At 35.6% G+C, this 13,028-nt stretch carries 14 protein-coding genes; 10 read left to right on the forward strand and 4 right to left on the reverse strand.

Going from position 1 to position 13,028, the window contains the following annotated elements; all coding sequences use genetic code 11:
- Window positions 1–43 precede the first annotated feature (43 nt).
- The 7 genes from ACP7AV_RS01830 (at window position 44) to ACP7AV_RS01860 (ending at window position 6,793) form a co-directional block, all read left to right on the forward strand.
- Entirely contained in the window at window positions 44–916 is an 873-nt protein-coding gene (locus tag ACP7AV_RS01830; protein ID WP_426062531.1) for a helix-turn-helix domain-containing protein, read from the forward strand.
- Between the two features lie 102 nt (window positions 917–1,018).
- Complete coding sequence (gene hemH / locus ACP7AV_RS01835; protein WP_426090524.1) at window positions 1,019–2,074, forward strand: ferrochelatase; 1,056 nt, start codon at window positions 1,019–1,021, stop codon at window positions 2,072–2,074.
- The gene (locus tag ACP7AV_RS01840) at window positions 2,075–3,430 is read left to right on the forward strand and encodes an MATE family efflux transporter (protein WP_426090525.1); all 1,356 of its coding nucleotides are present in this window, start codon (window positions 2,075–2,077) and stop codon (window positions 3,428–3,430) included. It begins immediately after the preceding gene.
- Window positions 3,417–3,971 carry a CopD family protein gene (locus ACP7AV_RS01845; RefSeq protein WP_426090526.1) on the forward strand — a complete coding sequence of 185 codons (555 nt, stop codon included), beginning with the start codon at window positions 3,417–3,419 and terminating at the stop codon, window positions 3,969–3,971. Before ACP7AV_RS01840 ends, ACP7AV_RS01845 begins: the two co-directional genes overlap by 14 nt.
- Before the next feature lie 59 nt (window positions 3,972–4,030).
- Window positions 4,031–5,446 (forward strand): sensor histidine kinase, encoded by a 1,416-nt coding sequence (locus ACP7AV_RS01850; protein WP_426090794.1) that lies wholly within the window; start codon window positions 4,031–4,033, stop codon window positions 5,444–5,446.
- 10 nt (window positions 5,447–5,456) lie between these two features.
- Window positions 5,457–6,239: an enoyl-CoA hydratase/isomerase family protein gene (locus tag ACP7AV_RS01855; protein ID WP_426090527.1), complete on the forward strand. Its 783-nt coding sequence runs from the start codon at window positions 5,457–5,459 to the stop codon at window positions 6,237–6,239.
- Between the two features lie 149 nt (window positions 6,240–6,388).
- On the forward strand, window positions 6,389–6,793 hold the full coding sequence (locus tag ACP7AV_RS01860) for a hypothetical protein (RefSeq protein ID WP_426090528.1): 405 nt from the start codon (window positions 6,389–6,391) through the stop codon (window positions 6,791–6,793).
- A 204-nt stretch (window positions 6,794–6,997) separates the two neighbouring features.
- Here ACP7AV_RS01860 and ACP7AV_RS01865 read toward each other — a convergent pair whose 3' ends face one another.
- The 3 genes from ACP7AV_RS01865 to ACP7AV_RS01875 all read right to left on the reverse strand — a co-directional run bounded on the left by ACP7AV_RS01865 (window position 6,998) and on the right by ACP7AV_RS01875 (window position 9,475).
- Window positions 6,998–7,651, reverse strand: a complete 654-nt coding sequence (locus ACP7AV_RS01865) for an HD domain-containing protein (protein WP_426090529.1) — start codon at window positions 7,649–7,651, stop codon at window positions 6,998–7,000.
- Window positions 7,652–7,740: 89 nt separating this feature from the next.
- Window positions 7,741–8,730 carry an acyl-ACP desaturase gene (locus ACP7AV_RS01870; RefSeq protein WP_426062523.1) on the reverse strand — a complete coding sequence of 330 codons (990 nt, stop codon included), beginning with the start codon at window positions 8,728–8,730 and terminating at the stop codon, window positions 7,741–7,743.
- A 10-nt stretch (window positions 8,731–8,740) separates the two neighbouring features.
- Complete coding sequence (locus ACP7AV_RS01875; RefSeq protein WP_426090530.1) at window positions 8,741–9,475, reverse strand: lysophospholipid acyltransferase family protein; 735 nt, start codon at window positions 9,473–9,475, stop codon at window positions 8,741–8,743.
- A 125-nt stretch (window positions 9,476–9,600) separates the two neighbouring features.
- Here ACP7AV_RS01875 and rnpA point away from each other — a divergent pair, with 125 nt between their 5' ends.
- The 3 genes from rnpA to ACP7AV_RS01890 all read left to right on the forward strand — a co-directional run bounded on the left by rnpA (window position 9,601) and on the right by ACP7AV_RS01890 (window position 12,560).
- Window positions 9,601–10,011 carry a ribonuclease P protein component gene (rnpA, locus tag ACP7AV_RS01880; protein ID WP_426090531.1) on the forward strand — a complete coding sequence of 137 codons (411 nt, stop codon included), beginning with the start codon at window positions 9,601–9,603 and terminating at the stop codon, window positions 10,009–10,011.
- A gap of 108 nt (window positions 10,012–10,119) precedes the next feature.
- On the forward strand, window positions 10,120–11,754 hold the full coding sequence (locus tag ACP7AV_RS01885) for a S41 family peptidase (RefSeq protein WP_426090532.1): 1,635 nt from the start codon (window positions 10,120–10,122) through the stop codon (window positions 11,752–11,754).
- Window positions 11,754–12,560, forward strand: a complete 807-nt coding sequence (locus tag ACP7AV_RS01890) for an OmpA family protein (protein WP_426062519.1) — start codon at window positions 11,754–11,756, stop codon at window positions 12,558–12,560. The genes ACP7AV_RS01885 and ACP7AV_RS01890 overlap by 1 nt, the downstream gene beginning before the upstream one ends.
- Here ACP7AV_RS01890 and ACP7AV_RS01895 read toward each other — a convergent pair.
- On the reverse strand, window positions 12,522–13,007 hold the full coding sequence (locus tag ACP7AV_RS01895; protein WP_426090533.1) for a GNAT family N-acetyltransferase: 486 nt from the start codon (window positions 13,005–13,007) through the stop codon (window positions 12,522–12,524). The genes ACP7AV_RS01890 and ACP7AV_RS01895 overlap by 39 nt on opposite strands.
- Between the last annotated feature and the right edge of the window lie 21 nt (window positions 13,008–13,028).

The following is a 13,028-nucleotide window of genomic DNA, read 5'->3' on the forward strand; positions in this document are numbered from 1 at the left end:
ACCAACCTGATAATTATCATTTTTGTATTAAAAAAACATCGCTATGAGTTCTCAAGAAATAATAAAAATTGAAGATGATTTTACATTAATTCGATTTCAGAATGACGGCACCGATGTCTTTCAAGCCCAACGTGAAGTAAGCAGCGGATTGATTCAGTTTCATTTTGGATTAAAAGGAAATGCAAAATTCATTTTTAATCAAGGAAACTATGCGTTAGAATTAAAAGAAGAAAAATCATTACTTTTATATAATCCACAAAAAGAATTGCCTTTAAACCTGGAACTAGCACCAAATTCGTGGGTGATATCAGTAATTATTTCGATCAAAAAATTTCATGCTTTATTTTCAACCGAAGCGGATTATATTACCTTTCTAAGTGCTGATAACAAAGACAAAAAATATTACGATGAAGGAAATGTAAGTCCTTCGATGGCAATTGTACTTTCGCAATTGTTTCATTATAATTTGCACCCGTCCATTAAAAACTTGTATTACAAAGGAAAAGGATATGAATTACTAAGTTTGTATTTCAATAGAACCGAAGATCCAAACGCAGAACAATGTCCGTTTTTGATAGACGAAGACAATGTAATAAAAATCAAAAAAGCCAAAGAAATCATAATTGCCAATATGGCCGAACCGCCTGGATTACAAGAATTAGCCGATGAAATAGGTTTGAATTTAAAGAAACTAAAAATGGGTTTCAAACAAATTTATGGCGATACCGTTTATGGTTTTCTATTTGACTACAAAATGGATTTTGCTCGAAAACTACTCGACAGTGGCTCCTATAATGTGAATGAAGTAGGATTAAAAATTGGCTACAGCACCGGAAGTCATTTTATAGCAGCCTTCAAAAAGAAATTTGCCACTACGCCTAAAAAATATTTGATGTCAATCAACCCAAATATGTAGTAAAAAATTGATTTCTTCTATTAAACAATAAATAAAAAATAGTTAATCGCAATTTATAAAAAAGTAAGTTTAATTACTTTTGTACCAACAAAAAAAGACAACATGAAAGGTGTATTATTAGTTAATTTAGGTTCTCCGGAAAGTCCAACTCCTAAAGATGTAAAACCATATTTAGATGAATTTTTAATGGACAAATACGTAATTGACGTTCCGTTTTTGTTACGAGCATTATTAGTTCGTGGAATAATTTTACAAACAAGACCTAAAAAATCGGCTGCCGCTTACGCAAAAATATGGTGGGACGAAGGTTCTCCGCTTGTAGTGATTTCAAAGAGAATGCACGCGAAAGTTCAAAAATTAGTTGATGTTCCGGTTTCCTTAGCGATGCGTTATGGAAATCCATCTTTATTATCTGGTTTACAAGAACTACACGACAAAGGCGTAAATGAAGTACTGCTTTTTCCTTTGTATCCACAACATGCAATGGCGTCTACTACAACCATTTTAGAATTGGCTGAAGAACACCGTAAAAAGTATTTCCCAGAAATGAAATTCACTATTGTTCCTGCGTTTTACAACAAACCCGATTATTTACAAAACCTGGCTGATTCGATTAAAGGACATTTAGCCGGTTACGATTACGATCATTTATTATTCTCCTATCACGGAATCCCAGAGCGTCACATTCGTAAAACGGATATAACCAAATCACATTGTAAAATTGATGGTTCTTGTTGCAACACGCCTTCACCGGCACATGAATTTTGTTACCGTCACCAATGTTACGAAACGACTAAACAGGTGGTGAAATTATTGGGAATTCCAGAAGGAAAATACAGCCAGACTTTTCAATCGCGCTTAGCGGGAGACAAATGGTTGACACCTTACACGGATGTTGAAGTCAACAAAATGCCTGAAAAAGGAATTAAAAAACTTGCTGTTGTAACGCCTGCTTTTGTATCTGATTGTTTAGAGACTTTGGAAGAAATTGCAATGGAAGCCAAGCATGAATTTAAAGTTCATGGGGGTGAAGAATTTTTAGCAATTCCGTGTTTAAACGACAGTGACGCTTGGTGTAAAACAGTAAGTAATTGGATTACGAATTGGTCGAACGCTTCTTCATCCATTAAAGTTGACTCCGAAAAAATAAACGCTTAAATGGCTGTTACCGCCGATGAGTTAGGAACTCAGGACATCAAAAAACTCTTGATAAAACAAGCAGTTCCGTCTTCTATTGGGATTTTATTCATGTCGGTTAATATTTTAATTGACACCATATTTGTCGGACAATGGATTGGTTCTTTGGCCATTGCGGCGGTAACCGTAGTTTTGCCTATCACCTTTTTGATTTCTTCTTTGGGAATGGCGATTGGTGTGGGCGGAGGTTCTGTACTCTCGAGAGCATTGGGGGCAAATCACAAAGAAAAAGCATTGCATACCTTTGGCAATCAAATCATGATGACTTTTTTATTGGCGTCTGTTTTTGTACTATTCGGTCTTTTTTTCAGCGCCGAAATGCTGATGCTTTTTGGTGCGAAAGGCGCCATAATGGAACCCGCAAAAGAATTTTTTATTCCTATAATTATAAGCGTTCCGTTTTTGGCACTTTGCATGATGGGAAACAACGTGATTCGGGCTGAAGGCAAAGCCAAATTTGCCATGGTGGCTATGATTATTCCCGCTTTCATAAATATTATATTAGATATTATTTTTATAAAACACCTTCAATTAGGAATGTTTGGTGCTGCTTTGGCGACAGCCATATCCTATTTCACGTGCTTCTTATTTGTATTTTGGTTTTTTTATTTTAAAAGTGAACTAAAGCTAAAAGCCAGGCATTTCAAATTCAATATTCCTATTGTAAAGGAAATAACAGAATTGAGTTTTGTTACTTTTTCAAGACAAGGAGTCGTGAGTATTTTAGCGATAATACTCAATCATACTTTATATACATATGGAGGTGAACATTCCGTTGCCATTTATGGAATTATAAGCCGAATGTTGATGTTTGCTTTATTTCCTATTCTGGGAATTACGCAAGGATTTCTGCCAATTGCAGGTTTTAATTACGGTGCCGGAAATTATGAAAGAGTAAAAGAAAGTGTACAGCTTTCGATTAAATACGCCGCTTTTTTAGCCACATTGATTTTCGTGGTTATTCTAATTTTTGCCAAACCTATCGTTGCTGTTTTTACTACAGATCCACTCGTAATTGACCAAACTCCGGAAGCGTTGCGCTGGGTTTTTGCGGCTTCGCCAATTATTGCTGTTCAACTTATTGGTGCGGCTTACTTTCAAGCGGCGGGAAAGGCAAAAAAAGCATTGCTTTTGACCTTAAGTAAGCAAGGATTTTTCCTGATTCCGTTAGTGCTGATTCTACCAAATTTTTTAGGTATTTTTGGCGTGTGGATTGCATTCCCAATTGCGGATATCTTATCAACAATACTGACTGGCTATTTTTTAAATAAAGAAATAAATACAAAACTGATTCAAACTAACGATGGAATACTATAATTACCTTAAATCCTTACACCTTATCTTTGTAATTACATGGTTTGCAGGATTATTTTATATCGTCCGCTTGTTCGTTTACCAAATTGAAGCCGCACAAAAACCTTCACCAGAGAAAGAAATTTTACAAAAACAGTACAAAATAATGACCTACCGTTTGTGGTATATTATCACTTGGCCGTCAGCAGTTTTGGCTAGTGTTTTTGCTTTTTGGATGCTGTTTTTTACGGATTTAGGTCAAGCGTGGTTAAAAATGCCTTGGATGCACGTAAAACTTGGTTTCGTATTTGCGCTGTATTTGTACCATGCAAAATGCCAACAAATATTCAATCAATTGCAAAATGACGAGGTAAAATATACCTCAACTTTTATGCGATTGTGGAATGAAGGAGCCACGATAATCCTTTTTGCGGTGGTTTTTTTAGTGGTTTTAAAAAATGCCGTCAACTGGATTTATGGTGTGATTGGGATTTTCTTATTTTCCATTTTAATAATGCTGGGCTTTAAATTTTACAAAAAAATTAGAGAAAGAAATCAATCTTAATTATGTTCAAAAGTTTTAAAATAGCAATGCTTTCATTACGAATCAGGATTTTCCTTTCGATGATTGTATTGATATTAATGGCTTCTGTGATATTGGCTTCCATATCTATTATCCAATTTAAAAACGAAGCCAAAGAATACCACCAAGAGCGACTGGAACGCAATGAAAACGCAGTAAAGCAGCACATCAATTTCATACTTTCCACAACCACTTATCCAATGACTTCCGGGAATTTAGACTTAATTTTCAAAGACAAAATTCACGAATTAGCTCACATTCACAACATCGAAATCAACATTTACAGTCTGGAAGGAAAATTACTAAAATCCTCAAAAGAATCATTTTCTGTTGATAAGGTGGCTCCGCCAATTCCCAAATACATTTTAAAACTGGTTCGTTCTTCTATTGAAAAAAGATACGTGGACATTAAAACTATTGATGGCAAAAAAAATCGTTCTGCTTTCAGCCAAATTAAAGACGACAAATTTAAACCACTGGGGATCTTAAATTTACCTTATGTAGAAGATGACGGCTACTATGAAAATGAATTGAAAAGTTTTCTAATTCGTCTGGGACAGGTTTATGCTTTCTTGCTTATTATCGCTTTCGCCTTTGCTTATTTTCTATCGTCCTATATCACAAAATCATTAAAAACAATTTCGGATAAGTTAAGCGAAACGAGTTTGAATCAAAAAAACGAAAAAATTGTCTTGGAAGCCAACAGCAAGGAAATTAACTTACTGATAAAAGCGTACAACGGGATGGTGGATGAACTAGAGAAAAGCGCCATAAAACTCGCGCAAAGCGAGCGTGAAGAAGCGTGGCGCGAAATGGCCAAACAAGTGGCGCATGAAATTAAGAATCCGCTTACGCCAATGCGATTAACGGTGCAGAGTTTTCAGCGGAAATTTGACCCGACTGACCCCAATGTAAAGCAGAGAATGAACGACTACTCAGAAACTTTAATTCAACAAATTGATACCATGAGTGCGGTAGCTTCGGCTTTTTCGAATTTTGCATCGATGCCGGCACAGCAAAACGAAACTCTAAACGTGGTGGAGGTAGTAGAGCTTGCGATGGATATTTTCAATGAAGAATATATTGAATTCCAAAGTTATTCTCCCGAAATTATTTCGAAAATTGACCGAACGCAACTCATCCGAATTATCACGAATTTAGCGAAAAATGCCATTCAATCGATACCGGAACAACAGGAAATTAAATCGGTTGTGGTACGCATCAGAAAAGAAGCAAACAACGTGTTAATTACGGTTTCTGACAACGGAATCGGCATTCAACCTAAAGACATCAGCCGTATATTTGAACCAAAATTCACCACTAAAAGCAGCGGTATGGGTCTTGGTCTTGGAATTATAAAAAACATTATAGAAAATTATAAAGGAACGATTACCTTTGAAACTGAATTTGGAAAAGGAACTACTTTTATTGTCTCACTCCCAATAATTAACCCCTAAAAATACACTTATGAACTATGAAAATATTTTAATTGCAACCGAAAATAACATTGCAACGATTACCATTAATCGTCCCACCAAACTCAACGCTTTAAATGTTGCAACTATTTCTGATTTGAATAAAGCGTTCAAAACATTGGGGAAAAACGATGAAATTCGTGTTATTATTTTAACGGGAAGTGGTGAAAAAGCATTTGTAGCCGGCGCTGATATCTCTGAATTTGCTCATTTTTCGATTGAAGAAGGAACGCTACTTGCGGCAGAAGGACAGGAAAAATTATTTGATTTCATAGAAAATTTAAAAACCCCGGTAATTGCAGCAGTCAATGGTTTCGCACTGGGTGGCGGATTAGAATTAGCGATGGCGTGTCATTTCAGAGTTGCTTCTGAAAATGCAAAGATGGGATTACCTGAAGTTTCGCTGGGCGTAATTCCGGGTTATGGCGGAACGCAACGTTTGCCACAATTGATAGGAAAAGGACGCGCAATGGAGATGATTATGACCGCAGGAATGGTAACGGCGCAAGATGCCTACAGAACTGGACTGGTAAATCACGTAGTCCCTGAAGCTGAACTTTTAGACTACTGTGTGAGTGTGGCCAATAAAATAATAAAGAACTCTCCTTACGCTATTGGTAAAGCTATAAAAGCGGTCAATGCTAATTTTAAAGAAGGAAAAAATGGGTATGAAGCCGAAATAAAAGCTTTTGGAAAATGTTTTGGAACCGAAGATTTTAAAGAAGGAACGACGGCTTTCTTGGAGAAAAGAAAAGCGGTATTTACTGGGAAATAATAACAAAAGAGAGCCACATTGGTTCTCTTTTTAGTTTACAATTGATTACATTTAAAATAATCTTTCTTCAAAAAACAGATTGTTCGATTTACAACACTTATTTTTGCAGACCCGTTTCGGAATATAACCCACCATCTAAATTTAAACTTATGTCCTTCCAACCTGTATTTGTACTTTTCTGGGAAAAGGTAAAAGAAAGTATCGAAAACCATACTTATGCTAAACTAACACTTGCCAAAACCATTGGTGATACGGAACTGAAAAATATCTATGTGCGTCCCGTTTTACTGGAAAATGACGTGTTTAGTCTTTCGGTTACGGCGCGTTACAAAACCGAAGAAATAGAAAGTTTCCATACGCTTGATGAAGCTTTTATTATATTGGCTCCGTATATGAATAACCCGTTTCTGACCGCTTTACTGTTTACAACAGAAAATGACATTACCTTTAAACTGAATAAAAAAAGAGTCGGAACCATTATTGAACAAGCACCGACTTTTAAAAATGCTTCAGATGTGATTTTGGAAATGAAAGTCAAAGGAAGTTCCATTTAAGATTTTTGATTAATCCCGATAGCTATCGGGACTGCTTTTTGATTTAAAATCAGCAATCGAAAAAATATCTGAAATTTAAAATTAGTATTCAGTAATCAATTTTTGGTTTGTGTTTAAAACAAAACTATATTCAATTTTTTTTCTAGTAGAGTAGTAGTTTTTCAACGTCAATAAACTGAATACTAATAACTGAATACTGTTTTCTTACTTCTCTCCTTCCCATTCCGCATAAAACTGCGCCAGAAATCCTTCCATATAATGGTGTCTTTCTTGTGCGATTTGTTTTCCGGTCTCGGTATTCATCTTATCTTTCAAAAGCAATAACTTTTCGTAAAAATGATTTAACGTTGGAGAATCATTCTTTTTGTATTCTTCCTTTGTCATACTGGAATTTGGAGCAATTTTTGGGTCGTAGATTGCTCTGTTTTTAAATCCGCCATAATTGAACGTTCTGGCGATTCCAATGGCTCCAATCGCATCTAAACGATCCGCGTCCTGAACCACATCCAATTCTATTGAAGAGAATTTCTTTTCAAAATTACCGCCTTTGTACGAGATGTTTTCAATGATATCAACCACATGCTTGATGGTTTCTTCGTCAACGTTTTCTGATTCTAAAAATTCGCGGGCAATTCTTGGTCCGACGGTTTCATCACCATCATGAAACTTACTGTCGGCAATATCATGAAGCAAAGCGCCAAGTTTGACAACGGTGGTATCACAAACTTCACTTTTCGAAATCAGAACGGAATTCTTAAACACTCTTTCAATATGAAACCAGTCGTGTCCGCCTTCGGCATTTTCTAGTTTTTCTTTTACAAAAAGAATCGTTTTACTTATTAAATCAGGATTTATCATTATTTTTATACTTTTAAAAAAAATGTTGAACTTCGAAGTTTACCAACTTCAAAATCCAACATTTTAACCTTTATTTCGAACTAAAAAATCTATCTTACTAATGCTGGCTCTACCCATTTAAAAATATGCGATTCTTGTGGAATTACCATTCTCTCGGAAATTTTTGCCATTCTACCCGGTAATTTCATCAAGTAATCACGTGCTTTCTCTGCTTCATCTGTCAAACCGGAGATTTTATCGATTTCCCATTTCTCAATTAATTTTTGCATAATGTCTACATAATCCGCTGCTGTGTAAACACCGATTCTTTGCGCAGAATCAGAAAACTGCTCAAAAGCGGTACTAATTTTTTGACCTGATTCTCTTAAGAAATGTGCAGGCATAACGATTTTTGCTTTCATCATGTATTGAAAGGCAAGCATCATTTCACTTGGATCTATTTGAAAAATACGGGTAACAAATTCACTGTATGCATGATGATGACGCATCTCGTCACCAGCAATCATTTTGCACATTTTAGACAATTTGTTATCGCCATATTTCTTGGCCATTTGCGCTACTCTGTTATGGGAAACATAAGTTGCTAATTCCTGAAAACTAGTATACACAAAGTTTTTGTATGGATCTCTTCCGGTACCTATATCAAAACCGTCGTTGATCAGGTGTTGCGTTGTCATTTCTACTTCACGCATGTTTACACGACCTGATAAATACAAATATTTGTTGAGCAAATCGCCATGACGATTTTCCTCACCAGTCCACTGTCTGATCCATTTAGACCAACCGTTTCGCTCTACATTATCAATTCCTTCTACGTCCATTAACCAGGATTCGTAGGTTGGTAAAGCTTCTTCCGTAATGGTATCCCCTACTAAAGTTACCCAGAAATCATAAGGTAATTCTTTTGCAATTTCACGTAATTCTTTGACCTCATCAAAAAAAGTATCACTTTGGGAATTGGGCAAAAAATCAGTTGGTTGCCATATTTTCTCCACTGGAATTAAATACTGATCGACAAAGCTGTCTACGTTTTTTTCCAAAAACTGCATTACTTCTAATCGAATGTTTTTTATTGACATTATATATAAATTAAATTTTTATTCCTTTAACAACTGCTGTTTCTGTTTTTTCCATTAATTCAGCAAAATCATAGTCTTTAACCGCTAACGGTTTATGTACCACAAAGGTAAGGCGATTTCCTAAACCTAGAGGAAAAAACCCGTATTTAACTATTTCCCAAGAATTGTTTATGCTCACTGGAACCACGTATGCCGACGGCGCGTGCTTACATAAAATTTTTAAACCGCTTTGCGCGAACTCTTTTGGTTTTCCCGTTTTACTTCGCGTTCCTTCCGGAAAAATAACTGCTGAACGGTTGTGTTTCTCAATATATTCTGCTAATCCTTTGATGGCCGGAATCGCTTGTTTTGGATCTTTACGATCGATAAGAACAGAACCTCCATGACGTAAATTAAATGACACGCTTGGGATACCGCTTCCTAGTTCTTTCTTACTTACAAATTTACAATGAAAACGACGAAAAAACCAAATCATCGCAATAATATCGTACATACTTTGATGATTGGACACAAAAATTAAAGGCACGTTTTCAGGAATGCTTTCTATGTTTTCAAATTTGTATGTTGTTCCCAAGAGATTTGTGCATCTCAATAAGAAAAAATTCAAGTAATCGACACTTACTTTATGAGCTTGATAGCCAAAAACATGGAAGCAAACCCACTGAATTGGATGAAAAATAACCAAAGTAAGAAAGAAAAATAAATAATAAATTACGGAAATGGGATACGAAATCAGTTTTTGCATGCTTTAAAAATTTGTCGCAAAAGTAAGAAATATATTTTTAGCGGTATTTAAATCAGAAACAATATACCGGCTCGACGTTTAATCGTAACTTTGCAAGTCAAAATCTATGTCTTTTTTCTATTAAAATGAACTTCACTTACCCAAAAAACGAAAAGCTAAAAAGTAAAATCACCATTGGATTACTATTTACCGAAGGGAAATCAGTATCTAAATATCCGTTGCGATTGGTCTATAAAGCCGGTTCTTTTAGCGAAGGCGAAAAAATAAAAATGGGTGTTTCGGTTTCAAAAAAAAATTTTAAGAAAGCCGTAGACCGCAATTATTTCAAAAGGGTACTGCGCGAAACTTACCGTCTGAACAAACACCTTTTGATTGACAATTTGGACCAACCGTATTCCTTTATGTTTTTTTACCAAACGAAGGACCGACTGACATACGAGGAAATTAATACCAAAACCATTCAGTTGTTTGAGAAGTTTATTGCTCAAAACATTAAAAAACCAGAATCAGCAATCGATTCTATTTCTGAAATTTAAATACTTAACCCATTCTAATTTGAACTAAGTAATCTTTGATTCCTTTATGCATAATTATTAGGCGAATTATAGTTATTTTAGTGACCTCAAATTTAGTTAATTAAACCCATGAACTTCTTCAAAAAAAAATTCATAATTCCCGTTATCGCTTCAGCATTTCTGTTTATTGGAACCAGTTTCAAAGACGATTTTTTCGAAATCGCCAAGCAAATCGAGATATTCACCACTCTTTTCAAAGAATTGAACCGGAATTATGTCGATGAAACAAATCCTGGAGAACTAATGGACAAGGCCATCAAAGGAATGCTGGCTAATTTAGATCCGTACACCGTTTATTTCAATGAGCAGGATGTCGTGCGATTCAAGATAAACAACACCGGAGAATATACCGGAATAGGCGCTTTATTGACTCGGAAAGAAGACAAATTAATTGTCAAAGAGCCCTATAAAGATTTCCCTGCCGACAAAGCGGGTTTAAAAGCCGGAGACGAAATTATCCAGGTGGGGGATGTACTTTTATCTGATTTTAAAGACGAGGCTTCTCTACTTTTCAAAGGTACCAAAAACACGAAGATTGACATCAAATACATCCGTCAGGGAAAAGTGAACACTACCCAGATTATTCTGGACGAAGTCGAAATCAAATCGGTTCCCTTTTTCGCAAAAATAGATGACAAAACCGGTTATATTGTATTATCACATTTTAACAAAAAAGCATCTTTGGAAACCAAAGAAGCTTTGGAACAACTCAAAAAAGAAGGTGTGGAACGCATTATTTTGGATGTAAGAGACAATCCGGGCGGACTCTTGAATGAAGCCGTAAATATCTGTAATTTATTTGTTCCAAAAAACGAAATTATTGTTACTACAAAATCAAAAATAGAGAAACACAACAGCACGTACAAAACGACCAAAGATCCTGTAGATACTGAAATCCCTTTGATTATTCTTGTTAACGGCCGAAGTGCTTCGGCATCTGAAATCGTGGCTGGCGCGCTTCAGGATTTAGATCGGGCTGTGGTGGTGGGAAGCCGCAGTTTTGGAAAAGGACTGGTGCAAAGACCAGTAGATTTGACTTATGGAACGCAACTAAAAGTAACTATTTCCCGCTATTACACGCCATCCGGAAGATGCATTCAAGCTTTGGATTATTCTCGAAAAGACAAAAATGGAATGGCCATAAAAACAGAAGAAGCAAACTTCAATGCTTTTAAAACCCGAAAAGGCAGAACCGTTTATGACGGCGGAGGAATCCAGCCTGACGTTGAACTAGAAGAAACTAAATCAAGTCCAATAACGGCTGCTTTGTTAAAAAATGATGGGATTTTCAACTACGCCACGACCTATTATTATAAAAACCCGAATTTAGGAAATCAGATTCCAGTCATTTCTGATGCGGATTATTTAGATTTTAAACAGTTTCTGAAAGTACAGAAATTCTCCTTTGATACGGAAACAGAATTGGCTTTGAAAAATACTTTGGCTGTTGCCAAAAAAGAAAAATTAGACCAATCTATTCTCGCCGAATATCAACAATTGCTGGCCGCACTTCAGAAAAGTGAAAATGTTTTATTGGATAAAAACCAAAAAGAAATCAAAAATCTAATGGTCGATGAAATCATTAAACGCTACCAATATCAAGAAGGATTGTATCAATATTACATCAAAAACAATTCGGAAATTAAAAAAGCGGTAAGCATTTTAAACAATAACTCGGAATACAAGTCTATTCTCAAAATATAATGAAAAAATCGTTTGCAATATTTCTGCTTCTTTTTTCGAGCTATCTAACTGCTCAGGGAAAACCTATAGAAACGGTGTATTTTGAATTTGATAAATTCACACTTTATGAAGATCAAATACAAATTATAATTGATTTCATGAAAAATGCGGATACCACAAAAATTGAATCAATACAAATTTATGGATATTGTGACGACAGAGGAGCCAATGATTATAATTTTGCACTGTCAAAAAAAAGGGTTATTACGGTACAAAACATTCTCACGGCAAATGGTTTTAACAATAACAAAATTGTAATTATTGAAGGCAAAGGCCGTGTAATTCTGCAAAAAGAAATGGTGGAAAACCTGTCCGAAACCCGTTCAAAAAACAGACGCGTCGACTTGTTTATTGTCAAGAAAAACAGTTTTGCAAATGGGTTATACAATTCGTTTCAAGATAATCATAAAGTGGGAGATCGTATTTATCTGGAAAACATCCTTTTCCCTCTTGGAAGCAGCGCATTAACGGAACAATCCAAAAAAGAATTAGATAGAATTGCGGTTCTTTTTCAAAAACAAAAAACATTGGAATTCCAAATCAGAGGACACGTTTGTTGTACTCCAAGTAATTACTCGGATGCCATAGATAATGAAACTCGGGAGCGTAAACTTTCTTTGAATCGAGCCAAAAATGTTTACAAATACCTTATAAATAAAGGAGTAAACAGTCTTAGGATGCACTATGTTGGCAGTGGAAATAAATTCCCTTTAGATCAGGGAGAAGCACTAGACCGTAGAGTTGAATTTATAATTTTGAAAATCTAATTCCCCTCTTTTCATCTCAATATGCGGAATATCGTCTTCGAGATACATTTCACTGGTTTGCACAAATCCATGACTTTCATAAAATTTTTTCAAATACAATTGCGCTCCGATAGTGATTTTACTTTCACCAAAATGATGCGAAATTCCTGCAATTGATTCTCGCATTAGGTCATGTCCCCACTTTCTGTCGCGGTAGTTTGCATCAACAGTAACGCGGCCAATCGATGCATTATCAAAACTGATTCCGGGTTTAAAAAGTCTGGAATGAGATACAATTTTCCCTTCAAATACGCCAATAAGATGCAAAGCCACTTTGTCCTTTCCATCAAGATCTAAATAAACACAGTTTTGTTCCACCACGAAAATCTCGCTTCTTAGACGCAGTAAATCGTAAAGTTCGTAAACTGTCAGGGCATCAAATGCCTTAATTTCCCATTGTATTGTCATGCTTAGTTTCTTTTTATAAAA

This window comes from Flavobacterium sp. DSR3-2, from assembly GCF_049896525.1.
In the GTDB taxonomy this organism is placed as follows: domain Bacteria; phylum Bacteroidota; class Bacteroidia; order Flavobacteriales; family Flavobacteriaceae; genus Flavobacterium.

Coding starts and splice junctions, on each gene's coding strand:
- hemH (WP_426090524.1), top strand. CDS start 1,019: ATGAAAGGTGTATTATTAGTTAATTTAGGTTCTCCGGAAAGTCCAACT.
- ACP7AV_RS01840 (WP_426090525.1), top strand. CDS start 2,075: ATGGCTGTTACCGCCGATGAGTTAGGAACTCAGGACATCAAAAAACTC.
- ACP7AV_RS01860 (WP_426090528.1), top strand. CDS start 6,389: ATGTCCTTCCAACCTGTATTTGTACTTTTCTGGGAAAAGGTAAAAGAA.
- ACP7AV_RS01850 (WP_426090794.1), top strand. CDS start 4,031: ATGATTGTATTGATATTAATGGCTTCTGTGATATTGGCTTCCATATCT.
- ACP7AV_RS01875 (WP_426090530.1), bottom strand. CDS start 9,475: ATGCAAAAACTGATTTCGTATCCCATTTCCGTAATTTATTATTTATTT.
- ACP7AV_RS01855 (WP_426090527.1), top strand. CDS start 5,457: ATGAACTATGAAAATATTTTAATTGCAACCGAAAATAACATTGCAACG.
- ACP7AV_RS01865 (WP_426090529.1), bottom strand. CDS start 7,651: ATGATAAATCCTGATTTAATAAGTAAAACGATTCTTTTTGTAAAAGAA.
- ACP7AV_RS01890 (WP_426062519.1), top strand. CDS start 11,754: ATGAAAAAATCGTTTGCAATATTTCTGCTTCTTTTTTCGAGCTATCTA.
- ACP7AV_RS01870 (WP_426062523.1), bottom strand. CDS start 8,730: ATGTCAATAAAAAACATTCGATTAGAAGTAATGCAGTTTTTGGAAAAA.
- rnpA (WP_426090531.1), top strand. CDS start 9,601: ATGAACTTCACTTACCCAAAAAACGAAAAGCTAAAAAGTAAAATCACC.
- ACP7AV_RS01845 (WP_426090526.1), top strand. CDS start 3,417: ATGGAATACTATAATTACCTTAAATCCTTACACCTTATCTTTGTAATT.
- ACP7AV_RS01885 (WP_426090532.1), top strand. CDS start 10,120: ATGAACTTCTTCAAAAAAAAATTCATAATTCCCGTTATCGCTTCAGCA.
- ACP7AV_RS01895 (WP_426090533.1), bottom strand. CDS start 13,007: ATGACAATACAATGGGAAATTAAGGCATTTGATGCCCTGACAGTTTAC.
- ACP7AV_RS01830 (WP_426062531.1), top strand. CDS start 44: ATGAGTTCTCAAGAAATAATAAAAATTGAAGATGATTTTACATTAATT.